General features: G+C 34.9%; 27 protein-coding genes. 11 read left to right on the top strand and 16 right to left on the bottom strand.

The window, feature by feature from the left end; all coding sequences use genetic code 11:
* Positions 1–10: 10 nt before the first annotated feature.
* Together C1638_RS00305 and pdeM are read left to right on the top strand one after the other, a co-directional pair.
* A complete protein-coding gene (locus C1638_RS00305; RefSeq protein ID WP_109617158.1) occupies positions 11–613 on the top strand; it encodes a 2,3-bisphosphoglycerate-dependent phosphoglycerate mutase in 603 nt (200 codons plus the stop codon).
* A 47-nt stretch (positions 614–660) separates the two neighbouring features.
* A complete protein-coding gene (gene pdeM / locus C1638_RS00300) occupies positions 661–1,305 on the top strand; it encodes a ligase-associated DNA damage response endonuclease PdeM (RefSeq protein WP_109617155.1) in 645 nt (214 codons plus the stop codon).
* A 500-nt stretch (positions 1,306–1,805) separates the two neighbouring features.
* Here pdeM and C1638_RS00295 read toward each other — a convergent pair whose 3' ends face one another.
* Positions 1,806–2,759, bottom strand: a complete 954-nt coding sequence (locus C1638_RS00295; protein WP_109617153.1) for a nitrilase family protein — start codon at positions 2,757–2,759, stop codon at positions 1,806–1,808.
* 63 nt (positions 2,760–2,822) lie between these two features.
* Positions 2,823–3,620, bottom strand: coding sequence for a helix-turn-helix transcriptional regulator (locus C1638_RS00290; protein WP_109617151.1), 798 nt, complete (start codon positions 3,618–3,620; stop codon positions 2,823–2,825).
* Between the two features lie 355 nt (positions 3,621–3,975).
* Between C1638_RS00290 and C1638_RS00285 the strand changes: the two genes are divergently transcribed.
* A complete protein-coding gene (locus C1638_RS00285; RefSeq protein ID WP_109617150.1) occupies positions 3,976–4,482 on the top strand; it encodes a pyridoxamine 5'-phosphate oxidase family protein in 507 nt (168 codons plus the stop codon).
* Positions 4,483–4,608: 126 nt separating this feature from the next.
* On the opposite strand, the gene C1638_RS00280 is transcribed toward C1638_RS00285, so the two are convergent.
* From C1638_RS00280 to C1638_RS00270, 3 genes are all read right to left on the bottom strand, one after another.
* Positions 4,609–4,842 carry a thioredoxin domain-containing protein gene (locus C1638_RS00280; protein ID WP_079241639.1) on the bottom strand — a complete coding sequence of 78 codons (234 nt, stop codon included), beginning with the start codon at positions 4,840–4,842 and terminating at the stop codon, positions 4,609–4,611.
* Positions 4,843–4,851: 9 nt separating this feature from the next.
* A complete protein-coding gene (locus C1638_RS00275) occupies positions 4,852–5,736 on the bottom strand; it encodes a dihydrodipicolinate synthase family protein (RefSeq protein WP_109617148.1) in 885 nt (294 codons plus the stop codon).
* A 140-nt stretch (positions 5,737–5,876) separates the two neighbouring features.
* Positions 5,877–6,332 carry a cupin domain-containing protein gene (locus C1638_RS00270; RefSeq protein WP_076351985.1) on the bottom strand — a complete coding sequence of 152 codons (456 nt, stop codon included), beginning with the start codon at positions 6,330–6,332 and terminating at the stop codon, positions 5,877–5,879.
* A gap of 99 nt (positions 6,333–6,431) precedes the next feature.
* On the opposite strand from C1638_RS00270, the gene pdxR reads away from it, so the two are divergent.
* Positions 6,432–7,865 carry a MocR-like pyridoxine biosynthesis transcription factor PdxR gene (gene pdxR, locus C1638_RS00265; protein ID WP_109617146.1) on the top strand — a complete coding sequence of 478 codons (1,434 nt, stop codon included), beginning with the start codon at positions 6,432–6,434 and terminating at the stop codon, positions 7,863–7,865.
* A gap of 213 nt (positions 7,866–8,078) precedes the next feature.
* On the opposite strand, the gene C1638_RS00260 is transcribed toward pdxR, so the two are convergent.
* The gene (locus C1638_RS00260) at positions 8,079–9,158 is read right to left on the bottom strand and encodes an Atu1372/SO_1960 family protein (RefSeq protein WP_438829973.1); all 1,080 of its coding nucleotides are present in this window, start codon (positions 9,156–9,158) and stop codon (positions 8,079–8,081) included.
* Between the two features lie 141 nt (positions 9,159–9,299).
* Here C1638_RS00260 and C1638_RS00255 point away from each other — a divergent pair, with 141 nt between their 5' ends.
* Entirely contained in the window at positions 9,300–10,088 is a 789-nt protein-coding gene (locus tag C1638_RS00255) for an AraC family transcriptional regulator (RefSeq protein WP_228427953.1), read from the top strand.
* 90 nt (positions 10,089–10,178) lie between these two features.
* Here the strand turns inward: C1638_RS00255 and C1638_RS00250 are convergent, their stop codons facing one another.
* Entirely contained in the window at positions 10,179–11,063 is an 885-nt protein-coding gene (locus tag C1638_RS00250; RefSeq protein ID WP_109617140.1) for a DMT family transporter, read from the bottom strand.
* 95 nt (positions 11,064–11,158) lie between these two features.
* Here C1638_RS00250 and C1638_RS00245 point away from each other — a divergent pair, with 95 nt between their 5' ends.
* A complete protein-coding gene (locus C1638_RS00245) occupies positions 11,159–12,571 on the top strand; it encodes an aminotransferase-like domain-containing protein (protein ID WP_109617138.1) in 1,413 nt (470 codons plus the stop codon).
* A 3-nt stretch (positions 12,572–12,574) separates the two neighbouring features.
* On the opposite strand, the gene C1638_RS00240 is transcribed toward C1638_RS00245, so the two are convergent.
* The 5 genes from C1638_RS00240 to C1638_RS00220 all read right to left on the bottom strand — a co-directional run bounded on the left by C1638_RS00240 (position 12,575) and on the right by C1638_RS00220 (position 15,884).
* Positions 12,575–13,171: a Crp/Fnr family transcriptional regulator gene (locus C1638_RS00240; protein ID WP_106915711.1), complete on the bottom strand. Its 597-nt coding sequence runs from the start codon at positions 13,169–13,171 to the stop codon at positions 12,575–12,577.
* Positions 13,171–13,548 (bottom strand): bacillithiol system redox-active protein YtxJ, encoded by a 378-nt coding sequence (gene ytxJ, locus C1638_RS00235; protein WP_109617136.1) that lies wholly within the window; start codon positions 13,546–13,548, stop codon positions 13,171–13,173. Before ytxJ ends, C1638_RS00240 begins: the two co-directional genes overlap by 1 nt.
* Positions 13,545–14,006 (bottom strand): DUF1569 domain-containing protein, encoded by a 462-nt coding sequence (locus C1638_RS00230; RefSeq protein WP_228427951.1) that lies wholly within the window; start codon positions 14,004–14,006, stop codon positions 13,545–13,547. The genes ytxJ and C1638_RS00230 overlap by 4 nt, the downstream gene beginning before the upstream one ends.
* Positions 14,000–14,536, bottom strand: coding sequence for a YfiT family bacillithiol transferase (locus tag C1638_RS00225; RefSeq protein ID WP_109617134.1), 537 nt, complete (start codon positions 14,534–14,536; stop codon positions 14,000–14,002). Before C1638_RS00225 ends, C1638_RS00230 begins: the two co-directional genes overlap by 7 nt.
* A gap of 205 nt (positions 14,537–14,741) precedes the next feature.
* Positions 14,742–15,884 (bottom strand): DEAD/DEAH box helicase, encoded by a 1,143-nt coding sequence (locus tag C1638_RS00220; protein ID WP_109617132.1) that lies wholly within the window; start codon positions 15,882–15,884, stop codon positions 14,742–14,744.
* Between the two features lie 211 nt (positions 15,885–16,095).
* Between C1638_RS00220 and pncA the strand changes: the two genes are divergently transcribed.
* Positions 16,096–16,701 carry a bifunctional nicotinamidase/pyrazinamidase gene (pncA, locus tag C1638_RS00215; protein ID WP_109617129.1) on the top strand — a complete coding sequence of 202 codons (606 nt, stop codon included), beginning with the start codon at positions 16,096–16,098 and terminating at the stop codon, positions 16,699–16,701.
* A gap of 96 nt (positions 16,702–16,797) precedes the next feature.
* Here pncA and C1638_RS00210 read toward each other — a convergent pair whose 3' ends face one another.
* The 3 genes from C1638_RS00210 to C1638_RS00200 all read right to left on the bottom strand — a co-directional run bounded on the left by C1638_RS00210 (position 16,798) and on the right by C1638_RS00200 (position 19,531).
* Positions 16,798–17,646 (bottom strand): sialate O-acetylesterase, encoded by an 849-nt coding sequence (locus tag C1638_RS00210; RefSeq protein ID WP_109617128.1) that lies wholly within the window; start codon positions 17,644–17,646, stop codon positions 16,798–16,800.
* Positions 17,643–18,218 (bottom strand): TetR/AcrR family transcriptional regulator, encoded by a 576-nt coding sequence (locus C1638_RS00205; protein WP_109617126.1) that lies wholly within the window; start codon positions 18,216–18,218, stop codon positions 17,643–17,645. The genes C1638_RS00210 and C1638_RS00205 overlap by 4 nt, the downstream gene beginning before the upstream one ends.
* A gap of 131 nt (positions 18,219–18,349) precedes the next feature.
* A complete protein-coding gene (locus tag C1638_RS00200) occupies positions 18,350–19,531 on the bottom strand; it encodes a pseudouridine synthase (protein WP_109617124.1) in 1,182 nt (393 codons plus the stop codon).
* Between the two features lie 102 nt (positions 19,532–19,633).
* Here C1638_RS00200 and aroB point away from each other — a divergent pair, with 102 nt between their 5' ends.
* Positions 19,634–20,680 (top strand): 3-dehydroquinate synthase, encoded by a 1,047-nt coding sequence (gene aroB, locus C1638_RS00195; protein WP_109617122.1) that lies wholly within the window; start codon positions 19,634–19,636, stop codon positions 20,678–20,680.
* 105 nt (positions 20,681–20,785) lie between these two features.
* On the opposite strand, the gene C1638_RS00190 is transcribed toward aroB, so the two are convergent.
* Entirely contained in the window at positions 20,786–22,642 is a 1,857-nt protein-coding gene (locus C1638_RS00190; RefSeq protein WP_109617120.1) for a tail fiber domain-containing protein, read from the bottom strand.
* Positions 22,643–23,178: 536 nt separating this feature from the next.
* Between C1638_RS00190 and C1638_RS00185 the strand changes: the two genes are divergently transcribed.
* The 3 genes from C1638_RS00185 to C1638_RS00175 all read left to right on the top strand — a co-directional run bounded on the left by C1638_RS00185 (position 23,179) and on the right by C1638_RS00175 (position 25,780).
* Complete coding sequence (locus C1638_RS00185) at positions 23,179–23,808, top strand: porin family protein (RefSeq protein ID WP_109617118.1); 630 nt, start codon at positions 23,179–23,181, stop codon at positions 23,806–23,808.
* Positions 23,809–24,088: 280 nt separating this feature from the next.
* Complete coding sequence (locus tag C1638_RS00180; RefSeq protein ID WP_109617116.1) at positions 24,089–24,679, top strand: porin family protein; 591 nt, start codon at positions 24,089–24,091, stop codon at positions 24,677–24,679.
* A gap of 402 nt (positions 24,680–25,081) precedes the next feature.
* Positions 25,082–25,780 carry a porin family protein gene (locus C1638_RS00175; protein ID WP_109617115.1) on the top strand — a complete coding sequence of 233 codons (699 nt, stop codon included), beginning with the start codon at positions 25,082–25,084 and terminating at the stop codon, positions 25,778–25,780.
* The last annotated feature ends 240 nt before the right edge of the window (positions 25,781–26,020 follow it).

The raw sequence follows: 26,020 nt of genomic DNA, 5'->3' as shown, positions 1-26,020 counted from the left end.
AATTAAAATCATGGCAAAATTGTTCTTAGTCCGCCACGGACAGTCACTCTGGAATCTTGAAAACAGATTTACAGGCTGGCAGGATATCGATATAACAGAAACTGGAATTGAAGAAGCAAAGAATGCAGGAATAGCCCTAAGGAAAGAAAAAATAGATGTCGCTTTTACTTCTGTACTTATCAGAGCAAAACATACCCTTTCCATTATCCTTGAGGAAATAGGAAAACCCAATATTCCCATCATTATGGATAAAGCATTGAATGAACGGTCTTATGGTGATCTCGAGGGACTTAACAAAGCAGAGACAGCACAGAAATACGGGGATGAGCAGGTTTATAGCTGGCGCAGGTCCTATGATGTTGTACCACCAGGTGGAGAAAGCCTTAAAGATACCTATAACAGAGTTATTCCCTATTTTGAAAGAGAGATTGCCCCACTTTTAAAAAAAGGAGAAAATGTACTGATTGTTGCCCATGGAAATAGTCTTCGTTCATTGATTATGTACCTTGAACACTTATCACCTGACGAAATTTTAGAAAGAGAAATTGCAACAGGTATTCCTATAACCTATATTTTTGATGAAAACTTTCATGTAAGCAGAAAAGAAAACTAGTTTTTTTGTATAAAAAGTACAAGACCTTAAATTTATAATTTGTCATCGTGTTTATTGTTACAAAAGATATTTCAATTCAAAACGAAGTTTTTACTTTAACCAATCAGCGTGCTGTATTTTGGAATAAGGAAAAAGCACTGATACTTTCTGATCTTCACATCGGGAAGACCGCTCATTTCCGTAAAAATGGGATTGCACTAGCCAATCATATTATGAAAAGTGATCTGGAAAGACTGTCAGCATTGATTGAATACTTCCAGCCTAAGAAATTTATAGTTGTCGGAGATCTGCTTCATGCAGGGGATAATTCTGATGTAGATGAATTCTGCACGTGGAGAAATCAATATCCTGATCTCTATTTTCATCTTATTGAAGGCAATCACGACCGGATTTCACAACAATTAAAGAAAAAGCTTTGCCTGAACTTTAAGGAACCCTTACTGGAAGTTCATGGATTTACCTTTATTCATGATTTTGATAAAACAAAAACAGGTTTCCAGATTACCGGACATATTCATCCCGGAATTGTTTTAAACTCTGCCGTAAAAAGTATCAGACTTCCCTGCTTTGCTCTTAGCGAAAACCAATTATTGTTACCTGCATTCAGCGAGTTTACAGGGCTTGATACTAAAAATCTGCCTAAGAAAAGTAAGTTTTTTGTTTTTACAGATGCAGAGATCTATGAAATTTAAAATGAACAGAAAACTCGTAAAAATATAATAAACAAGATTTTTAAAATTCTCGCAGATTTTGCAGATAACGCAGATAATTTAATCATATTAATCTGCTCAATCCGCTAAATCTGCGAGAAGTAAATAATTTTATCCCTCAAAGAATACACAACCTTTAATTTTATCGGAGATAAAATCCTTGCGTCTTACAACATAAAGTATCAAAAACTCCTGCGCCTTTGCGAAACCAACTTATTTCATCATCCATCAATTACTACTATTTTAAGACCCTATCCAATCTGATATTCTGAACGAGCAGAAATACAAAAAAATCTCGCAGATCTTGCAGATGACGCAGATAATTTAATCGTATTAATCTGCTAAATCTGCTAAATCTGCGAGAAGTAAATAATTTTATCCCTCAAAGAATACACAACCTTTAATTTTATCGGAGATAAAATCCTTGCGTCTTACAACATACAGTATCCAAGGCTTTTGCATCTTTGCACAGCCAGCTCTTCTTACTTGTTTTTATCATCCAGCCACACCACTTTCTGCTCAGAAAAATGATCCTGTCCAATAATTTTGCCATATAATTCAGGTCTTCGCGCCTTAATATACCTATACCCTCCCGCCTGTGTTAATTTTTCAGGAGTAATGATAGCTGTTTCAAAACTGTCTTCAAACGAACGGCATTCCGCAATAACATCTCCAAAAGGATCAATAATCATGGAGCATCCATTCTTAAGCTGATCATCATCCATCCCGATAGGATTTGAAAAAACAATATAAGCACCATTGTCGTAAGCTCTTGACGGCAGCCATTTCATTAACCAGTCTCTTCCTTTCATGCCATTAAATTCCAATCGTAAAGAAGTAGGGTCAGCAATTCTGTTTTCCCAAAGTTGAGGATCTACAAAGCCTGCTCCCGGTCTTGTAGAAGGGGTACACATCGTAACATGAGGCATGAAGATAATATCAGCACCCAAAAGTTTGGTTGCCCTTACATTTTCAATAATATTGTTGTCATAGCAGATCAGAATTCCGCACTTCCATCCCAAAATATCAAATACGCAGTATTCATTTCCTGGCGTAAGGTGTGGATTAATGAAAGGATGCAGTTTTCTGTACTTCGCTTTCAATCCGGTTTTATCTACACATACATAGGCTTTAAACAGATTGTTTTGCTCATCCTTTTCAAAAAGACCGGCCAGTATTGTAATATTATGCTGCATAGCAATCTGTTGTAGCCTTTGAATACTTTCTCCATTAGGAATGATTTCGGCAATATCGAGAAGCTGTTCTCTTGAAAGTTTTCGGGCAAAAGTATATCCTGTGATTGAACATTCATGGAAGACAATGACATCTGAACCTTGGGAAGCCGCTTGTGCAGACAGTTTTTCTATAACAGAAAGATTATATTCCTTATCTCCGCTTTTATTCTCAAATTGTGCTGTTGAAATTTTAATATTCATTATTTTTTTCAGCAAAACTAGATCATAGCATTGTCGAAAAATTGTATAAAACCGACATGATGATTACAACTCAAGGAAATTAACCGCCATTTTGTTTTCTGTTTTCACATATTGTCGGGGAGTAAGTCCAATATTATTTTTGAATTCCCTGATCATATGGGACTGGTCAGAATATCCTGCATGATAAGAAAGAGCAGTCATATTTTCATCTTTTATTCCCTTATTCATAAGGCTTAAAAAATAATGTAGCCTGATAATATTGCTGTATTTTTTTGGTGTCATTCCCATATAATTCTCAAATTTTCTCTCAAGATGACGTTCTGAGTACCCTGAAAATATTTCCAGATCTTTTGACGAAGCAGAACCTTTATTTTGAAAAATATATTGTTGAACAGCTGTTATAAAATGAAAGTCAAAATCTATTTCTCCAGATAAAAAGTTAGTGAAAAATATATTCAGACTATGAATAACCGATAAAGGATTTACTTTATTAAAAAGATCTTCCTGATAAGGTTGTAATTTGTTCTTTAGGACATCTTCTACCGAGATTATCTGATTTTTAACCTCTTTTGCAGAAACCTTCAGAAGAATATTTAGAAAATAGGGCTGGAAAACTACTGCAATCAAAGAAAATGTTCCTTTTGAGTAAAAATCCTTGTAGCTATTTAGTCCGCCATAAAAAAAAGAAAGCGGCATACGCTCCTCTGAAAGATGAGAATACAGATTCATATTACCAGACAAAATAAGCCCGGTACTTCCGTCTGTGAACAGCCTTACATTTTTTATCTCATTTTTAGAGTTTTCTAAAAAGATATAATGTCGGATGAAAGGAGCAAGATGTTTTGGAGGTGAAATCTGCATATTCAAATGTACATAAAACTTATCATTCTAAATATCCTGAGACATGTAAAATTATACCTTAAAACTCTCTTGTATATCAAGCATGTTGCGCAGATAATTGTGAAAAGATCTGCTTAATTTGCAAAATCAACGAGAAAAAAATGCATTAATTTGTCTCTAGTAAAATATTTGTGTAAACATACAAAATCCCATTACATTCCTGCTTTTTCTAAAAAAATATCCATCTGTTATTTGAAAAGGGCCTAGCCTGGGTATCATATTTTATTCCCTTTTGGTCAGGTATTTGAATTGTTTATAACATATTATTCTTCATTCTGTTGAATATATTAATACCAATCACTTAAAATATTATATTATGTCAACACAAAATCTCACCCATCTCGAAGCGATCAAAAAGATCAAAGAATTGTCAGAAAAAGCCCGAATATGTATGTTCTGTACAGAATTGGAAACTACTCCTATCAATTCCAGACCGATGACACTCCAGGAAACGGATGACAGCGGAAATCTCTGGTTTATCAGCAGTGGAACCAGCAATAAGAATTTTGAAATAAAAGAAGACCGCAGAGTACAATTATTTTTTATGAACAATGGTGATTCCCAATACCTTTCGGTGTACGGAGAAGCTTCTGTTTATAAGGATAAAGCTACTATAGAAAAAAAATGGTCTCCTCTGGCCAAAGCCTGGTTTGATGGAAAGGATGATCCCAATGTTACCATTATCCGGGTAGAACCTAAAGAAACCTATTATTGGGATACCAAAGCCGGAAAACTGGTCAGTTTATTCAGTTTTGTTACTTCAGCAATAATTGGGCATAAAACCAATAATTCTGACGGTATAGAGGGAAATGCAATAATTTAGAGGTACAAAATAAACAATAAATTCTCTCGCCGATTTCGCTGATGATTCTGGAAAGATCTGCAAAATCATCGAGAGATTAAAAAAAACGGCTCAAGAAATTGAGCCGTTGATACAAGATTAATGATATTAATTTTTCACATCCTCCATAGACGCTCCAAAATTAATGTGAAGTACATTCCCATTGGGAGTTACTAAAGCTGGTACAGATTTTACACCTGCCTTTTCTGCATCTTCAATTTTGTTTTTGTCATTTCCTAAATGGATAATTTCAACATTTTCCAAACCTATAAGGTTAACGATATCATGTTCTGCGCTGATACATACAGGACATCCTGCATGATAAAAAATGGATTTTTTCATAAGATTGTATTAATGAATAAGAGTTTTAATAATATTTTTTAATTCTTCGGTTTCTTTTTCGTGTAGAGGTTTTAAAGGACTTCTTAAATTTCCACCATCTTCACCCAGAATATTAAGACCTGATTTTACAGCTCTTGGTAATCCTTTATTGACAATAAATTTTAAAAGGTCAAACTGTTGATAGAAAATCGTTTTTGCCTTTTCAAGATCACCCTCTTCAACCGCATTATAAAGTCCGATATTAAGTTCAGGAATAAGATTAGGTGCAGCGGTACACCACCCTCTTGCTCCCGCAGAAAATGCAGCGAGAGCTAAGGGATTTGAACCGTTATAGAATGCCACTTCTTCCCCCAATTCTCTTCTCAGATAATGCATCCTTTGGATATCTCCCGTACTTTCTTTAATCATCGTTACGTTAGGAATTTCAAGCAGCCTTTTCAACAAGGCTGGTGACATGTCTACCCCACTTGTTGCAGGATTATTGTAGGCCATAATCGGAATGGAGATTTTACTGGCTACCGCATCATAATGCGATACAATCTCGTCGTCTGTAAGCTTCCAGTAACTCATCGGAATGATCATCACTGCATCAGCTCCCGCTTTCTCAGCAAACTGAGCGTGGTGAATTGTTTTTTCCGTTGTAAGATTAGAAACTCCAACAAGGGTTGGGATTCTTCCTTTTACTTGCTGTAAGGTTGCTTCTGTAACTTCCTCCTTTTCTTCATCAGACAGATAGGGCATTACTCCTGTACTACCCAATGGAGCAATTCCATGGCTTCCGGAAGTGATCAGCCTTTCTACCAAATGCTTGAAAAGAGGAATATCTACTTTTTCATTTTTATCAAAAGGAGTAATAGGATATGCTATAATTCCCTTAAACGGTACGTTTTTCATAAATTCTTTTATTTAGAATAAAATTTGTTTTTCTGAAATGCTTTAAATGAACCATTAAGAGGATAGTAAGACGAACTTAGTTTAATATGAATGAAAAACTGATAAAGTCCAAACTCTTAATACCCCTTAATGGCTGAAGATTAAAGATCTCTTCCCTCTTCTTCCCTCAATGCAACCCCCAGATTCTGAAGCTGTGGTGCGTTTTCACAGGCAATATATTTAGCAGGTTCAGTATCACTAAGGTTTTGATGCTTATGCCACGCCCATGAAGGAATATAAACAGCATCTCCTGCTTCCCAATGAACGCGCTCATCCTCTACTTCTGTCCAGCCTTTTCCCTCAAGCACAAACAATACGGTTTCATAGGTATGGCGGTGTCTGTTTGTTTGTTGTGCCGGAAGAAGCCCTCCAATAGTCATGCTTACATTTTTACTGGGAAGATCTACAAAAAACACAGGGTGCTTTCTCTCTGTTGAAAATTGATTGTGTTCCCCTGCATTTTCTACATTTTTATGAATTAAATAAGCCGGCTTTACATACTTTGGTCTTGCAAATGTTTCGTGAAAGTCTTTTGAACTGAATTCTTTTTTGTCCATGATTTTAAAATTTAATGTTCTGTGCTTTATTGCATGACAAAATTATCCTATATTTGGACTAGTTAAATGAGTCAGTTTTCACATAAATAAATAGTCCAGATGCTACGACCTTGGAAATTAGAATTTGAAATCGATAAAAAACTTGATAAAGCAGTTTACTTACAAATTGCAGATACGATTATTACAGATATCCGATCAGGAAGATTAAAAGCCGGAGATGCACTTCCGGGCAGTCGAAATATGGCTTCAATGCTTAAAATCAATAGAAATACAGTAGTAGAAGCATATCAGGTTTTAATGAATGAAGAATGGGTTATTTCCAAGGAAAGGAAAGGTATTTTTGTATCTGATAAAATACCGGTGCTGCATTCAAAGAACATGAGCAGGACGTCAGAAACTGAATATCAGCCTATGACAGCTAATGGGATGTTAATTAGTTTTGATGATGGACATCCGGATAGTAAAATTGCTCCTGTTACAGAATTGGCAAGAGCTTACAGACAGATTTTCAGTATCAAAGCAAAATGGCAGATGATGGGTTATGGAGACGAACATGGAGATATTGAGTTCCGAAGAATGATTTCAAAAATGCTGAATCATCAACGCGGAATGCAGATTCAGGAAAATGAAATATCCATTACCAGAGGAAGCCAGATGGGAATGTTTCTTACCGCTCAAAGCCTTTTAACTTCAGGTGATTGTGTGATTGTAGAAAACCCAGGGTATCAACCGGCCTGGCAAGCTTTTGAATATACCGGTGCTACTCTACTTCCTGTATCTGTGGATGAAGAAGGGATTAATATTGAAGCTGTTGAAAAACTTTTAATTCAACATAAAAATATAAAGGCAATCTACATAACACCTCACCGACAATATCCTACAACGGTTACCTTGAGCTTATCAAGAAGACTAAAGTTGATAGAGCTATCTAATAAGCACAATATCACAATTATTGAGGATGATTATGATAATGAATTTCATTTTGGATACCGTCCTATCTTACCACTTTCAAGCTTTCCTGAACTTAACAATTATGTTTATATAGGAACATTGAGTAAAGTAGTAGCACCTGCTTTAAGAATTGGCTATTTAGCGACTAAAAATCAGGATTTATTAAATAAAATAGGAAATTTAAGGAAGATTATTGATGTGCATGGGGATGTCATTATGGAACAGGCCGTTTTACAGTTAATTAAGGACGGAGCCGTAAAAAAACACATTAAAAAAGCGACTGTTCATTACAAGAATAAAAGGGATTTTGTGTACAGCCTTTTGAAAAAATATATGAAAGATGTTGCCGATTTCACCTTGCCTGAGGGAGGTTTAGCATTCTGGATTACACCTAAAACCGCTATGGATTGGGATGTTGTTACCGCCTTATTACTGGAAAAGAATATTAAGATCATCTACCCGATGCAATACAGTCGGGATTATGTAAATGGATTCAGATTGAGTTATGGTTCGCTCCCAGAAGATCAGCTGGAGCAAAGTATTGTAATCATTTCCGAAGTTTTTGCTAAACTATCTGAATAATTAGTTTGTTAGAAGTGCAAAACGTTTTTAGCTATGTAATAAGTTACAAGGGTTTTGTTTACAATAAAATTGAAATTATATATGTCCTTAAAAAAAATTCGCAGATTTTGCAGATAACGCAGATGTCATATTAATCTGCTCAATCAGCCAAATCTGCGAGAAAAACTTTAAAAAGACTTTTACTATTTAAAGATTCTGTAAATCAAAAGGGATCTATTCTACTTCAAAAACAGCTTGAATTTCAACTGAAGAGTTAACAGGTATGGATGATGCTCCAAATGTAGCTCTTGCATGTTTTCCTTTCTCTCCAAAGACTTCAACAGCCAGATCCGAAGCAATATTCATAAGGTCTGCATGTTTGGTATAATCATCTTTAGTATTAAAAATTCCTGTAAGTTGTACACATTGCTTTACTTTTCCTAAATCACCGCCAACCGCTTCATTAAGGACTGACAATACATTCAGCATGGTAACTTTTGTAGCATCTTTTACCTGCTGTTCGTTGACATCTATTCCCAACTTTCCGGCGTTGAAGATTTTACCATCCTTTAAAGCAACCTGATTGATGAATACAAGATTTCCGGAACGTACAAACGGTTGATAGTTTCCGGCAGGCTTAGGAACCTGGGGAAGAACAATATTTTTTTGTTTTAAAATCTCATTAAAATTCTGATGATTTTCCACGATAGGCGTATTTTTTTTAGAACGAGTGTCTTTCAGGGCTAAAGCTACCTTTGCAAAGTTTTTTCCTTGAAGCTCTGCCAAATGACGTTCTCCTTTTGTAGGACGTTCAACATCTTTTAGAGAAGCCATGCTTGTAATTCCCAATACACTATTTCCTTGTGGAATTGCTTTATTAAGCTCTTCAGTACCACGAATTCCGTTGGATACCAAAACCATTCCGTGTACTGCAAGACTATTCCAGAAAGCCTGAAGGGCAAGTTCTTTTCCTGCTCCGCTTCCTGCTGACATAAATACCGTTGCGGGAACACCCTCCAGCCCATGACTAGTCCAGATTTGTACCGTTTTAGATAAAAACTCACTCATTCCAGTGCTTATATTTCCAAAATAAACCGGAGAACCAAAGGCTATTCCGTCATAATTGGTAAGTTCATCTACTGTTGCTACCGGAAGTCCTTTCAGATTCGGGTTTTGTGATGCTTTAACCAATTTGATGGATGAAACAGCATTGTTTTCGCTTTCAATTCCTTTGGCGATTTCTTTAGCCAATTCATAGGTTCCGCCATTATCCGAATGGATAAGTACAAGTACTTTAGCTTTATTCTGTGCCATAATGTAGGTGGTGCTTAATAGTAAAGTTAAAATAAAAAAAGAACATATTTTTTTCATTCTGAATAGGATATAAATTAATAATACAAAATTAGTATTGGCGTTTTTATTAAATTTGCCAAAAAATAGATACAAAACGACAGTATGAAATGTGGACTGATTGAAAAAACGGAAAGCCAGTTTGTAGATACCATCGAAAAAGAAGCTTATGTTTGGTGCGAAAAAAACTGGAAGCATGATGACTACGAACATATTCACAACCGTGCTCAGCTTACTTTTGTAGAGGATGGTTATCAGTATTTTCATATTGATCAGAAAATTTATCTTGTCCCACAACACCATGTGATTTGGGTTCCATCCGGAAAAGCACATAAAATTACCTCGGAGGCAAAAACGGTTAATCTCATGGTCTTTTTATTCAAATCTGTCTTTGATGAAGATTTTTATCAGAATGTACAGGTCTTTGCAGCTCCTCCTGTTCTGAAAGAAATGCTATTTTATGCTTCAAAATGGAACCAGTCATTAGAAAGTAATGAGGAACAAGACATTTTTTTTAAAGCCATTTTAAAAAGTCTTCCCAATTTTTATAAAGAAAGTAGCGGACTCGAAATTCCTGTTCCGAGAGATGCAAGGCTCATTCCCGTTTGTAATGATATTAATGCCAATTTTAAGTATAATCTGGATATAGATTCTCTGGCTGAAAAGGCAACGATGTCTGTAAGAACCCTGCAGCGTATTTTTAAAAGTGAAACAGGAATTACCCTACAAAAATACCTTCAACTGACCAGAATTTTGAAAAGTATTGAACTGATAGACACCCAGCAGTATACTTTAAGTGAAATTGCTTATAAAGTAGGCTATCAAAGTCTTTCCGCTTTTACAACTTCTTATTTTGCTGTTATGAAAGCTAAACCTAGGATCAATAAAGGCTAAGGATTTAAATTAAATATTTTAGGCAGATTCTTTTCTGTTCACCAGTAAGAATCTACCTATTGTCATTGAGTTATGAAGTACAGAAGTGATCTACTTTGCAAACTTTTTAGTGCCTGCAACACAGAGAATAACACCAATCGTTACACCCAGCATACCTATGCTCACCTGCTCATGAAGCAGATATGCAGCCAAAGCAAGTCCGAAAAAAGGTTGTAACAACTGAAGTTGTCCTACCGTCGTAATTCCCCCCTGGGCTAATCCTTTATACCAAAATATAAATCCAATAAACATACTGAATAAGGAAATATAACCAAGCCCAAACCAGCCCTTAGAGCTTACTGCTTCCAAGTTAGACGGAAAATAAATAAAAAATAACGGAAGCATAATAGGTAAAGATAATACCAAAGCCCATGAAATTACTTGCCACCCACCTAACGTTTTAGAAAGTTTTGCCCCTTCTGCATAGCCCAATCCACACAAGATGACAGCCAGAAGCATAAGGATATCTCCAATGGGAGAAGCTGAAATTCCTTGAGAAAAAGCATACCCAATCACCAAAAGACTACCGATTATTGAAAACAACCAGAATATCGGATGTGGTCTTTCCCCCCCACGAAAAACTCCAAAAATAGCCGTAGCCAAAGGCAACATTCCTAAAAATACAATAGAATGTGCAGAAGTAAGGTATTGCAACGCCAATGAAGAAAGCAAAGGAAAACCAATGACGCATCCTATGGCAACCAATACTAAAGAAAATATCTGATTTTTGGCAGGACGTTTTTCTTTATAAATTAATAAAACAGAAAGAGCCAATACTCCGGCTATCACAGCGCGAGCAATAGTCACAAATATAGGGTCCATTTCCATCACAGCAAGCTTGGTAGCAGGCATCGAGCCACTAAAAAGCAATACTCCTATGAAACCATTAATCCAACCGCTTACAGCCTGATCTTTTGAAATTGTATCTGTCATCATTTTAATAAGTTTTCAATTATGGGTCAAAATTAGAGAGGATAATTTGATAAACACAGTATCAGTTTTGTATATTTGCATGAGCACAGTTTAAAAAAATGAGCAAAGAATTTTTATATACAGAAATAGCAGATGGTATTGCTGCACAAATCAAAAGTGGTGTTTTAAAGGCAGGAGACAAACTTCCGTCAGTAAGAATGCTTTGTAGTGAACATCAGGTAAGCATGAATACGGCAAAACGTGTTTTTCTTGAACTTGAATCTCAGTCTCTCGTAGAATCAAAGCCACAATCGGGTTATTTTGTGAGCCAGTTATTATCTTTAAAACTCCCATTATCTGCAGTAAGTCGTCCTTCTTTAATGGCAAACAATGACGAGCCGGATGAACTCATCAGTAAAGTGTATGAAAATATGGGAAAGAAAGACATTACCTTTTTTTCCATCGGAATTCCGTCCGGAGATCTCCTGCCTCAGGCCAAACTGAAAAAGGAGATTGTACATGCCATAAGAGAACTAAAAGATGGCGGAACAGAATATGAGGAACTTCAGGGAAACCTGAAACTAAGGAGAATGATTGCTGTACGCTCATTACAATGGGGAGGAAACCTTAATGAAAATGATCTGATTACTACCAACGGCGGCATGAATGCGCTGTCTTTCTGTCTAATGGCTCTTGGAAAGCCCGGAGATACTATTGCCATTGAAAGCCCGTGCTATCCGGGAATATTACAGCTTGCGAATGGATTAGGATTAAAGGTGTTGGAACTTCCCACCCACCCCACCACCGGAATAGAAATAGATGCATTAAAAAAATTAATGCCCAAGATTGATCTGTGCCTGTTGATTCCTAATTTTAATTCCCCTTTAGGAAGTTGTATGTCGGATGAAAATAAGAAAGAAGTTGTAAAAATTCTGTCAGAAAATAATATTCCTTTGATTGAAGATGACGTATATGGTGATCTTTACTTTGGTTCCACCCGTCCTAAATGTTGCAAATCCTTTGACAAAGATGGAAATGTACTCTATTGCAGCTCTATTTCAAAAACATTGGCCCCCGGATATCGTGTGGGCTGGATTGCTCCCGGAAAATATAAGGATAAAATATTAAAACTTAAATTGTTGCATTCCACTTCCTCTATTTCCATTGTAAATGAAGCTGTTGCTAATTTTCTAAAATCCGGCAGATATGAAAAACATCTTCAACAACTTCGAAAAACTCTGCAAAGTAACTATCAAAACTATGTACAGACCATCGCTGAATACTTTCCAGAAGGAACAAAAACCAGCCGTCCACAAGGAGGATTATCTCTATGGGTAGAATTTGATAAAAAAATACGAACGACCGAACTCTATGATTTAGCGATCAAACAGAATATAAGTATTGCTCCCGGAAGAATGTTTACCTTTCAGGAGCAGTTTGAAAATTGTATGAGGCTTTGTATTGGACTTCCATGGTCAGAAGAAACACAGGCAAAGCTCAGACAGGTAGGAAATCTTGCCAAAAGGATCTAGACCCTATTTGTTGTCCGGAATAAAATTCTTTCTTGCCAATTCCTTTCTTACACGGCTTAAACTCTCAGGAGTAATGCCTAAATAGGAAGCAATCATCCATTGAGGAACCCTAAGAAGCAGATCAGGATACATTTTAATAAACTTCATATACCTTTCTTCTGCAGTCTCGCCTAGAAGAGAATTGATTCTGTTCTGAAGACTTCTGATATGTTTCTGAAGTAGAAAATCACTTCTTTCAATGCTGTTTGGAAATTGCTCTACCAGCTTATTGAAGAAATCAGGATGCAGAAACAATATTTCAGAATCTTCTACAGCTTCAATATAATAGTTGGATTTTTCATTAAAATAAAGGCTGCTTCGGTCAGAAATCAGCCAGCTTTCGGGAGCAAATTGTATAATGTGCTCTTTTCCATTTTTATCAATGGAATACATCTTTAAAAGACCCTTTTCTACAAAGAATATATGTCTGCATATTTCGCCATACTGAAGAAGAAACTGATTTTTAGGAATCTTCTTTACTTCATAGTGCAGACTGCAGGTGTTCACATTTTGAAGGGGAACATTTAAGACCTTGGCTAAATAATTATTAATATTCTTCATTATATAATCTGGCTTAAAGAAATATCTTCATGCGAAGCACTGGTGACGGGCTTTCCGTTCTCTATAACGATTATCTGAGGACTTTCATGTCTTATTCCAAAATCTGCTGCAATTTTATTTGAAATAGCCCTGTGAGCCAATAAATCCAAATAATACAGTTCTATTTTTTGGTCAGAGTGCTCAACCTCCTTTTCAAAGTTTCTCAAAACGGTTTTACTAATAAAGCAGCTCGTTGAATGCTTGAAAATAGCTATTTTATGTTGGTAAGAATGTTCAATGGCTTGTGCCAGATCTTCTTCAGACTCTATCTTTTTCCAGAAAGATTTTTGATCAGGTGTTTCACTTTTTCCACCGAATATTTTATCAAAAAAACTCATACACTAAATTGTTTTAAATGATGATTAAGATGTTTATATTCTAAAAATCCCCAGTCTTTTTCAGTCATATTTCCGAATAATCTGTGGCTGTTTGGCAGCTTCTTATCTTTATAGGCTGTCCGAAATTCCTCCAGTGTTTTCAGTAGATTGGTTTTTGATTCATCGAAATCACACTCAAAATTAATGATTAGTTTTTGAAAAGTAGGCATGTTTCTAGGAATTCCGTTATTGAAAACATACATTTCCATTTTAGTAACGATTCCTATTGCCTCGTAAAGAATATTAATTGGGGGAAGTTCAATTTTTCTTAAAGCGACCTGAAGAACTAGGTCACAATGTTTTAGCATCTGACTAACATCCATCTTGCCCCACTTTCTGGGAGTATTTTCAGATAATTTGGAAATTCTTTCTATAATTTCCTCAAAGTATATTGGATTATTAAGAGTCTTTTTTACCAACCTTTTTCTTTCTTCAGATTTTCAATATGTGCAAAATGATGATCACAATGCCAGACGTACATCGCAAGACTTTCCCTAAGATCATAGTTTTTATGATGTTCAGGATGATGAAAAGTTCTCTCAAATTGCTTGTTGGTAAGACTCTTAAGAAGTACAGTCCATCGTTGATGAGTTCCTTTTAACATTCTCATGGCCGGTTTTATCGGCATATGAAAACTGTCCTGAAGCTCTGCCCATTTAGCTTCATCGTAAGGTTTAATCGTTGGGTTATCTTCCGTTAATGCCAGTTTAAAACGAATAAAACTGTTTATATGGCTGTCTGAAAGATGGTTCACAAGCTGTCTTACCGTCCAGCCTCCATCTCTGTAAGGGGTATCCAGTTGCTCATCTGTAAAATGCTCAATAAGATTCTTCAGCCTGCCGGGAAAGTCCTTAATAACTTTGATATAGGTATCTAAAGTGGTGTCGCAAATGTTTTCCGGAACTTCAAATTCTCCTATTGGGAACTTCTTTTTTTCTAAATCATTCATTTATTCAATGTTTTAATTTTTATATTATCGATTTCTCTGATAAATTCAGGTATGGGCATTTTTTTATCGTAATCTGTGTAAATTTATCAAAAATTCAAGAATTTAAAATGAAGAAAGCGTTAATTGTACAAAGGAAAATACTTTCACTGCATAAAAAAAGCTCCAATTCATTAAAATTGAAGCTCTTATTATTTTAATTGATGGACTAATATCCATGCAAATCAATTCCCTCCGTTCTTTGTAAAGGTACTTTTTTACCCATTTTCTTCTGAATTACTCTGAAATGTTGTAATTCATCATCTGTTAGAATATTAATAGCAGTTCCTTTTTCATTGGCACGGCCCGTTCTACCAATACGGTGAATATAATCTAAAGGCGAACGCGGTAATTCGTAATTGATAACGCATGGCAGAGACTCGATATGAATTCCACGGCCAATTAAGTCTGTCGCGACTAGAATCTGGGCTCCGTTTACTTTAAATTCTTCTAAATTATTTCTACGGGCACCTTGTGACTTCTGACTGTGAATAGCCACTGCCTTAATTTTATTCTTTTTAAGTTTCTCAACCAAATTATCTGCTGATCTTGTAGAGGAAACAAAAATCAAAGCTTTTTCAACTTTCTTTTCTTTAATTAAATAACGTAAGAAAGGACCTTTATTTTCCGGAGAAACATGATATGCCAATTGCTCGATATTATCAATTTCAACCTCCTCTTTTTTAATCTCAATAATTGTAGGATTAATGGATAAACGTTCTTTCATTTCAGAAACTTTATCATTTAAAGTCGCTGAAAATAAAGTGGTTTGTTTCACCACAGGCATCATAGCGAAAAGCTTATTCATTTCTTCGCCAAAACCTAGCTGAAACATTTTATCTGCTTCATCAATCACCAAATGCTGAATTTCTGAAATACTTAATGCATTATGATCAATTAAGTCTAATAAACGGCCCGGAGTTGCTATAAGCACTTCCACACCAAACATTCCTTTCATCTGTGGATTGATAGAAACACCACCATAAACTGCCATTGTACGGATCTCACGCTTCAAATTTTCTGTGAAAGCTCTAAAAACTTCATCAATCTGAATTGCTAATTCACGGGTAGGAACCAATATTAAAACCTGAATATTACGGCCTTTTTTAGCCTCCAAATTCTGTAATTTTTCTAAAATAGGCATCACAAAACAAGCCGTTTTTCCGGAACCTGTCTGTGCAATCCCCATTAGGTCTTTTCCTTGCAAAATAACAGGAACAGCTTGCTCCTGAATTGGAAATGGCTTTAAATAACCCAATTTGTTAACAGAACGAATAATATTGTGTGATAATCCTAAAGACTCAAATGACATAAAAATATTTATTTACTGCAAAGATAAGCTATTGATATTTGGTTTACCCTTCGAAATAAAATACTCTATCAACAAAGTTTAACTTTTTAAATTTCTACGGCTTTTTTATGAGTTAAAAAAAATATTTTGCCGATTTGTCCGAAAATTCAATTTTGGACAAATTTTTGTCTGTTAGTTTTGTAAATTTATCAAAAATTCGAGAAATCTAAATATGAAAAAAGCATTAATAATAGTCGATGTACAGAATGATTTTTGTGAAGGCGGAGCACTTGCAGTTCCTGGAGCTAATGAGATTATCCCGTACATCAATCTTTTGATGGAGGAGAATGAATATGATCAGGTTATTTTGACACAGGATTGGCATCCTGTAGGGCATAAAAGCTTTGCCAGCAGCAATGGTAAAAAAGTGGGTGAAAACATTATTCTTAATGGTGTTCCTCAGTTTATGTGGCCAGATCACTGTATTCAGGGAACTTTTGGAGCAGAATTCCACAAAGATCTAAATCAGGATAAGGTAACTCACATCATACAAAAAGGAAAAAATATTGAAATAGACAGCTATAGCGGTTTTCAGGACAATAATCACTTTATGAAAACAGGATTAGATGATTTCTTGAAATACCATGATATTCAACTGTTAGAAATTGTTGGATTAGCGATGGACTATTGCGTGAAGTTTACTTGCCAGGATGCGGTAGCCAACGGATATGTGACATGTCTTCACTTTAACGGAACACGTGCCGTAAATGTAAGACCTGATAACGGTAGAGATGCCATTTATGAAATGATAGAAAAAGGAGTAACAATACTGGGATAAAATAGTATAAATCAACATGTCTCAAAAACAAAACAACAGTATCATTTTGGTGCTGTTGTTTTGTTTTTGATGTTATTATATGGCTTTTGTCATATTTTACTCCTTACCCACTATGGCTAATTCTGTCAGATAATCCTTAATTTCAATATTTCCAACTGCAAATTCGTGTTCAAGCAGTTTTATTTTTTCTGTTTTGGTATAATCGCGATTATAGATTGCTGTCAATATATCCTCTTCATCATTAAGAGGATCAGAAATATGTATTAGGTCACGAAAAGCTGTATAATATCTAACTCCTAATATTCTTTGGGACAGGGCATTAAAATGAATACCATCAGCATTAGCCGTAAGTCCTCTCGCTGTAACAAAGTAACAGTTTGCATGTGTACTGGCAAAACTTTCCAATGCCTTATTAATTAAGGGGTAAGACTCAAAATATTTCCCAAAGATTCCACTAGATAAGAAATCTCCTAAACCTCCTATAACAACAGGAACTTCCGGAACATTTAATTCCTTACGGAATGCTTCAATAATTTTATAAAATTTTTCACAATATTTTCCAGCTCTTTCCGGAGTACTGTCACTTTCACCCTGATGCCATAAAATACCTGAAAGCTGACTTGTTCGTTGTGCAAGCCTGGCCTGTGATATTGCATTTTCAAATAAAGAACCACCTACAGCCCAATCATCAAGGCTGGTTCCTCCATCAGCACAGGGTATCAATCCTATTTCGCCTTCCGGATTATCGATCCTCCATGAAGCTGCAAATGAAGCCGAAAGTCCGACTCCGGCACTGGGACGATCAAAATTAATAGGCTCAGACATGATTTGCCATAATCCATTTCTTTGCATCTTAATATGCTCATCAAAGATGGGTGGAACTTCTTTAACAAAGCCGCGACCAGCCATATTTGACTGACCTATCATTAAAAAGGAGTGTATCATTTTTTTCTATTATTTAATTGGATTCCAATACTTCTGCTGAATGACTGCCAAGCTAGTTTCTTTACGCTATTATGAGCAATATCTCCGGATCTGAATGCTGTAATCGTTGCAGAAATTATACTGGTAAAAAGAATTTTTATCCAGGGTAACGGAAACTGATTATCTATCACTTTCTCTTTTTGTAATTCCTGAATGGCCTTAAATAATTGATTTCTTATTTTAAAATAGGATTCACTTTGCTCACTTTTGTAAGGTGTTGAAAATGATTGAACATCATCATTCAGTTTCATTAGAAAAGCATACTTTGTTCCACTGTCAATTCCTTCGTATAATAAATGTTCAAGTTGTACCAAAGGATCTTCGGAACTTTTACAGGCCTTAATAGCTGCAAGCTCCCATGCCTCCATCATATTCCTATTACATGCTTCTAATAATTCATTACGGTTTTTAAAATACCGATGAATCGTTCTTCTGTTAATGCCACAATGCAATGCAATATCCTCAAATGTTGCAGAAAAATTCTCATTTAAAACAGATATCGCAGTTTCAATAATTTTTTGCTGAGTATTCATATTTTTTAAATACCACAAAACTACGACAAATGTCTCAAATTTGAGACATTTATTTTAAAACCTATTATAACAAAAAAAATCGCAGAAGAAAATTCTGCGATTTTTATTTTTTTATAACTTAAAAGATCTTTTTAAAGCATCTTAAGGTTATTTACTTCCAGTTCTGTAAGGATTCTCCAGTGTCCTCTCTTGATGTTCTTCTTCGTCATTCCAGCAAACATTACTCTATCCAAGCTTTCTACCTCATATCCTAATCTTTGGAAAATTCTTCTGATCACACGGTTCCATCCGATATGGATTTCAATTCCGATCTCATTTTTAGGTTTCCCTTCAATGTATGAAATCTGATCAACAGTAGCCACTCCTTCATCAAGACGAATACCTTCTACAATAAGACGTAGATCTTCATTAGTCAGTTTCTTGTCTAAAGTTACATGATAAATCTTCTTAGCATCAAAAGAAGGATGCGTCAGTTTTTTGGTCATGTGCCCATCATTAGTCAACAAAATCACACCCGTTGTAGAACGATCCAGTCTTCCAACAGGGAAAAGTCTGTAAGGAGAAGCATTAGCTACAAGATCCATTACGGTTTTTCTTGCCTTGTCATCTTTTGTTGTTGAAATATACCCTTTTGGCTTGTTCAAAAGTACATAAACAGGTTTTTCCGGAGTGATATTTTGTCCGTCAAAAACTACTCTGTCCGTTTTCTGTACCTGGTATCCCATTTCATCTACTACCTTTCCGTTTACCTCTACTAAGCCTTGAGTGATAAGCTCATCGGCCTCTCTCCTGCTACAGATTCCGGAATTAGCAATATACTTATTAAGACGGATGCTGTCTTTATGAACATCTTTTTCAATCTTGTTCAGTCTTCTTTTCTGTACAAAAGATCTTGCTCTATCTTCATTTCTTTCATCACCATTAGATGGTCTTCTTCCATATTTTAGGCTACCTCTTTCGTACTTATCTCTCGTATCGAAACTTTTTGCACCTCTTTTAGGTTTTCCAAAAGATTTTTTCGCATAGCTCTCACTTTTATTCGTGATATAAGCTCTATTTTCAGATTTTGATTCAGAATTATCACTAGAGCCATCAAAGCTTTCGTTATTTTTCTTGAATGGTTTCTTTTCAAATCTTGAGTTGGATCCTGAATGTTCTGGACCTTTTTTTCCTCCATCTTTAGAGAAAGGTTTTTTAAAAGGTTTTGATCCTGAAGAATTTCCAGATCTGGAAGCACGAGAATCATCAGAACTTTTCTTGGTTGAAATTCTTGGTCTCTTTGGTCTGTCTGAATTATTATTATCTCTGCTCATTCTAAAAATTTCTGCAAAGATAGTAATTTAGTTACGAGTTAAAAATTAAGAATCATAACTTTGCAATATAGTTTACGTTTTTAACTTTATATACAATCTAAGATGATAACAATATTAAACGATAATTTTTCTCAGCTAAACGAACTTCTTCACGAAAAAACATTCAGTAAAATCTTTATCTTGGTGGATGAAAACACCCATGAATACTGCCTTCCTATCCTTTTAGGAAATATGGAAACAGATCTTGGTTTTGAGATTCTTGAGATCGAAGCGGGAGAAGAAATGAAAAATATTCAGACTGCCAACCAACTTTGGGAAATTCTTACAGAGATGCAGGCAGACAGAAAAGCATTGATTATTAATTTAGGAGGCGGAGTGATTACAGATATGGGCGGTTTTGTAGCTTCTACCTATAAAAGAGGAATACAGTTTATCAATATCCCTACTACCCTTTTATCCATGTGTGATGCCTCCATTGGTGGAAAAACAGGGATCGATTTAATGCATTATAAAAATATGGTGGGAACATTTGCTTTCCCGGAACAGATTTTTATTTATCCTAAATTTTTGGAAACCCTGCCTTTTAAAGAACTAAGAAGCGGATTTGCAGAAATGCTGAAACACGGACTTATTGCCGATAAAGCACATTGGAATCAACTAATTCAAATTCATAAACTTGATGTGGAAGCGGTAACACCACATATTCAGACCTCAATGGATATCAAGCAGGAAGTAGTTGAAAAAGACTTCCATGAAAGCAATATCAGAAAAACATTGAACTTTGGACATACTATTGGACATGCTGTGGAAAGCTTATGTTTACAACAAGGAAACCCTATCCTACACGGAGAAGCTGTTGCTATGGGAATGATTTCAGAAGCCCATCTTGCTTTTCTTGAAAACCTTATTTCAGAAGAAGATTCAAAGGCTATTATTGAAAATATTCAGCGTTATTATCCTTATTTAGATATCAGTGATTTCAAAGATGAAGATATTACGGCTCTACTTTTAAATGATAAAAAGAATATAGACAGCAAAATCAATTTCTCTTTACTTTCAAGTATTGGTTCATGCACCTATGATCACCAATGCAATCAAAAGAATATCATTGATTCCATTCATTTTTATAGAAAATTAAATGACGCATAATGAGTTCTTCAAAAGAACTTGATTATTAAAAAGATATTATAAAAAACAAACCCCACTTACTCAATAGGTGGGGTTTCATTAATTTTAATTCTGAAAGAAGTATTTCTATTGTACAATGGAAGATTCTAAGTGTTTTAAACGTTCTTCAAAAATAGTTTGTGTACGCTGCATTTCTATATTTAATTTCTTTAAAGCCTCATTTTCATTTTCTAAGACCTCTATTTTCTTAGCCAATTCCTGAGTTGCAGAGATATTCAGCATAGATAAGGCATCATAATCTACAGTTCTTAAATCGGACACCTCAGTTCCGTAAACAAATAGCTTCCCATTAAGTCTTTTACCAGCCAGATTTACTGTAATACTGTTAGGTGTACTGCCCTGTATTTCCAATATGATTTCTCCAGTTTCATCATAGATTTTAAGAAATTTATCTTCTTTAGCAATAGCAACAGGTTTTTCAAAAGTAAAAACAGCACCATTTTGTTTTGCCAGCTGATAGATATTGGGAATAAAAGTCTTCACACCACTTTTACTGACTGCCTGCGGATATACAGCTTCCACCTCCTGCGCAATTACCTTTTTAAATTCCTGGTTACCATATAATGCCTTATCCTTCATACGATAATTGGTAATACTGAGTTTTCTTAAGGTGATTAAATCCTTTCCACTGTCTGACTTACTTATGATATTTTTGATTCTTTTATCTGAAAAAAGAGAAGTTTGTGCCACACTCAATTTACCTACTGAAATAATATTACCATCTGCATAAATAGATGTATTGGTATTGAAAGTACCGATATCATTAGTGTAATTAGAATAAGTAGTCAATGTTCCGTCAAAAGAGCCTGAATCGGGACTTATCCCGTAATAGGTAAGACTTGTTGCTGCCAGAGGCCATGTTGTGGTCTTTAATCTAATATCCAACGGGAATTTTGGAGTATTCGTCCCAATACCAATATTTCCGTTCTGGTCAATATTAATTCTCCTGTTTCCATCACCATCGGCAATGATAATGTTATTGGAAAGCGAGGCAGACAGTCCGCTTACATTGGCTCCGATAATCGTATTTGATTTCCCGGAAACAAGACCTGCACCAGCACGGAAACCTATGAAAGTGTTATAATTATTCACCGTATTCACATTATATCCTGCAGATCCGCCAATAGCAGTGTTTCCCCTTCCGCCGGGAAGCATCCGGAAAGCATCTCCTCCTATTCCTATATTGTCATCTCCGGAGATAAGCTCACGAAGTGAACTTGCCCCAATTCCAACGTTGCCTATCGTACTTTTAGCGGAAAAGAGTGAGAAATAGCCGTTGGCAACATTATTATTTCCATCCAGATTCGAATATAAAGCCCGGTACCCATAACCTGTATTTTGTATCCCTGTTTTATTGCTGCTCAACACGTCTGATCCTATGGCTGTATTCATACTTCCTGTAGTATTGGAAATTAAATTATTCGTTCCTACCGCAGTATTGTTCAATCCTATTGTATTAGCTGTTAAACTGTTGACCCCAAAGATCGTATTCGTTGTATTTAATACACCTGATACAATATTATTCCTTTTAAAAATAACATCTACATTATCAGACGTTCCTATAAAATTAACTCCGTTGACCATACCCGAATTTCCGGTGAGGCTCCATCCCGTCATCACAATAGGCCTCAGATCATCCAGTACTTTGGTCCATCGGCCTGCAGTTGTGCTCCAATAATAATAACCAGGAAGAACATCGCTAACAGCAGCTGTGTTGTAGATCATTAAAGAATTAGCCGGTAATGGTACTGTAACAGTATCTGAACTCCCCGTCAGTGCGATTCTAGGGATTAAAAGACCTTTGTTAGACCCAGCAACCTCCAGTACTGAAGATGGATTAGGTATTGTTGTATTGATTCCCACCTGAGCTTGGAAATTGTTTTCAAATAAAAGAAATAACAGCAGCAGGGTACATTTTTTCATGGTATAGTAGTTAATGAGTTCTTACAAAACTCAATGAGTCGTTTGGTAAGAGTATCAGATTATAATTGTATAAAGAATACAAAATTAATAAAGAAAATGAGATAGATAAGGCCTAGCAAAGCTCTTTTACAGAAATTATAGTCATGCAATGACAGCAAATAGAATCTATTTAATTGGGTACTGTTTTAAAATATGAGCCAAAAGAACTAAAGTCTACCCTCTTTAAAGCCATTAATTTTATAAAAATTCAACGATACCAAATACTTTACTATTAATTTTATCAGCTTTTTAGGAATATTTTTGACAAAATTGTCAATTTAGATATCTTCTAAACAAATGTTTATTTAATTTTTCAAAATACTGTTAATCAAGTAATTAAAAATAAAACACCTTACATATCTAGTGCTTTTTTTATTTATTTTAAGAGCGAAAAACATTTTTGGCAAGCAATTTGAAAGATACTCTGCGTTCCACAGAAATGTGAACAAGTAGTAAAATTTAAAATTAAGAAAGAGTAAAATTAAAAAATTAAAGTTATGAAAAAGTTAATTTTAGGATTAGCAGTAACTGCAGGAACATTAGCGTTCGCTCAACAAACACCTTCTTCTAATCCTGTAACATTTGGGGTAAAAGGAGGAATGAACGTTTCTTCACTTTCAAAAGATAGTGGTTTAGATGACCAAAAATCTAAAATCGGTTTCAATGCAGGTGTATTTGCTAACATTCCGGTAGCCGCTTCATTTAGTGTTCAACCGGAGGTATTATACTCACAGTATGGTAACAAATCAGACTTTACAGCATTGGGAACAAAATATTCAGCTTCTACAAAGCTAGATTATATTGCAGTACCGGTAATGTTCCAGTATAATGCTCTTCCAAACCTTTACTTAGAGGCTGGTCCAGAATTCGGTTTCATGGTAAGCGCTAAAAATAAATTGAAAAATGAATCTAATGGAGATTCTTCTACATCAGATAATTACAAAGACAACTTCAATACATTCAACTTTGGAATTGGTCTTGGTGCAGGATACTATTTCACTCCAAACTTAGGAATTACAGCTAGATATGTTGCAGGTTTAACAGACATTGCTAAAAACAGACCTAGCGGATCTGATGCAGTCAGAAATAATGTATTCCAAGTAGGATTAGCTTATAAATTTAAATAAGCTTCATACATTCACTAACAAATTTTATATTCAATAAGAAAGATCAGATTATTTTTAATCTGGTCTTTTTTATTTTAAAACTTAAAAAATGTTAAAGAAATACCTATTATTTTTTTAAGAAATAATAAAAACGAATACAACACAAAACAGACAAATCATTCATATACATTCACATATGTGAATAAATACATTAATAAAATCAAGTATTATATTTTTTGGCACGCCGTTTGATTATAAACAAAATGTTAAATAAAACTTAAAAACTATTAAATATAAACTTATGAAAAAGATTTTTTTAGGCCTAGCATTAGTAGCAGGTACTTTCACTTTTGCACAAAAAACTTCTAGTAATACAGCTGCTTCATCTCCAGTTAGATTTGGTTTAAAAGCTGGTCTTAACGTTTCTAGCCTTACTGAAAGCGGTTGGAATTCAAAAGCTGGATTTTATGGTGGTGTATTCGCTAACATTCCAGTAGCACAGGATTTCTCTGTTCAACCGGAGGTATTATACAGCGGAATGGGAGCAAAAGCAAAATCTAATAGTGATGTAAAAGCTAATCTTGATTATATTGCTGTACCGGTAATGTTCCAGTACAATGCACTTCCTAACCTATACTTAGAAGCAGGTCCTCAATTCAGCTTCTTGGTAAGTGCTAAAGCAAAATACCAATCTAATTCTGTAGATATTAAAGACGCAACTAAAACTTTTGATTTCGGACTTGGTCTTGGAGCAGGTTACTACTTCACTCCTAACATCGGAGTTAACGTAAGATATGTTGCAGGTTTAACAGACATCGCAAAAGACAGACCTAGTGGTTCAGACTCTAACAAAAATGGAGCGTTCCAAGTTGGTTTAGCTTACAAATTCTAAGCTTACACTTAACAAATTATAAAGACCGGATTATGTATTTAATCCGGTTTTTTTATATAAAATTTTCAGCAAATATTTTTGGCAAGAAATTTGCGTAGTATCTACTGATTATATCCTAATTCAGAATATTTATATCTATAGTTTCTATTTGGTAATAATGAATTGTATTTGACTCATTAAAAAACCAATAATAAACAAAGGCATTTTAATAGATTGCACTTGTAAGGAAAGATAATAGATTAGGATTAATCTCAATAAATAGAATACATTTTGATTTCAATAGAAAAAGTCAGGTTTACTTGTTAAATCTGACTTTTTCGCTTTAATATGATTTTTGTCAGTTTCCTTTATTTGGCGAAAGTTTTGCTTCAATTCTGGAAATTAAATTAAAACTTAAAAATCATGAAAAAACTCTTTATGGGGTTGGCATTCGCTGGATGCCTTTTTGTAAATGCGCAGGAAAAAGTTAAGTCATCTTCTCCTATTACATTTGGTGTTAAAGCAGGATTCAATGCTTCCACTGTTACTAGCAACGACAGTTATAATTATGATAACAATGAGAAACTGAAGCCCGGTTTTAATGCAGGTATATTTGTAAATATTCCTGTAGCTGAGAAATTCAGTGTTCAGCCAGAACTTCTTTTCAGTCAGCTAGGATCAAAAACTGAGGATTATCTTAATTTTGGATCAAATGGTTATAGATACAGAAGAACATCTACTTATACAACAAACTTCAATTATTTAGTTCTTCCTGTGATGGTTCAGTATAATATTCTTCCTCAGCTTTATGTAGAAGCTGGTCCTGAGTTCGGATTATTGCTTGGCGGAAAATCAAAAGGAGATTTCACTGTTACAGAATCAATGGGAAACCAAACAAATACATATTCTGATAGTTTTTCCAATAAAATACCAAAGGATCTTTATAACAAATTCAATTTTGGAGTAGGAATTGGTGCCGGATATTACTTCACTCAAAGCTTTGGAGTGACTGCAAGATTTACTGCAGGCCTTACAAGTTTATTAAAGAATGACATCTCAGAAAATGATAATAAATCTAGAAATAATGCTATTCAGGTTGGAGTAGCCTATAAGTTCAAATAGAACTATTTGTTCTTCTTTAAATCAATGTCGGACTATTTTATAGTCTGGCATTTTTATTTGGGGTGTATTCTTAGATATTTTTATTATTTTTTCTTGAATTGTTTAAAAAAATAAAGAATTTAAAAAGATTGCTCTAATAAATTCAATCATTACATTCATTAAGAAATTATTACTAAATGAACTGAATTTAACATAAATTTTATCATAAAAATTCCATATATGTTGATATATTTTAGAAAC

It is taken from the genome of Chryseobacterium oncorhynchi, from assembly GCF_002899895.1.
In the GTDB taxonomy this organism is placed as follows: Bacteria; Bacteroidota; Bacteroidia; order Flavobacteriales; family Weeksellaceae; genus Chryseobacterium; species Chryseobacterium oncorhynchi.
The sequence above is the reverse complement of the archived record's forward strand: the minus strand, read 5'-3'. Positions and strand labels throughout refer to the sequence as shown.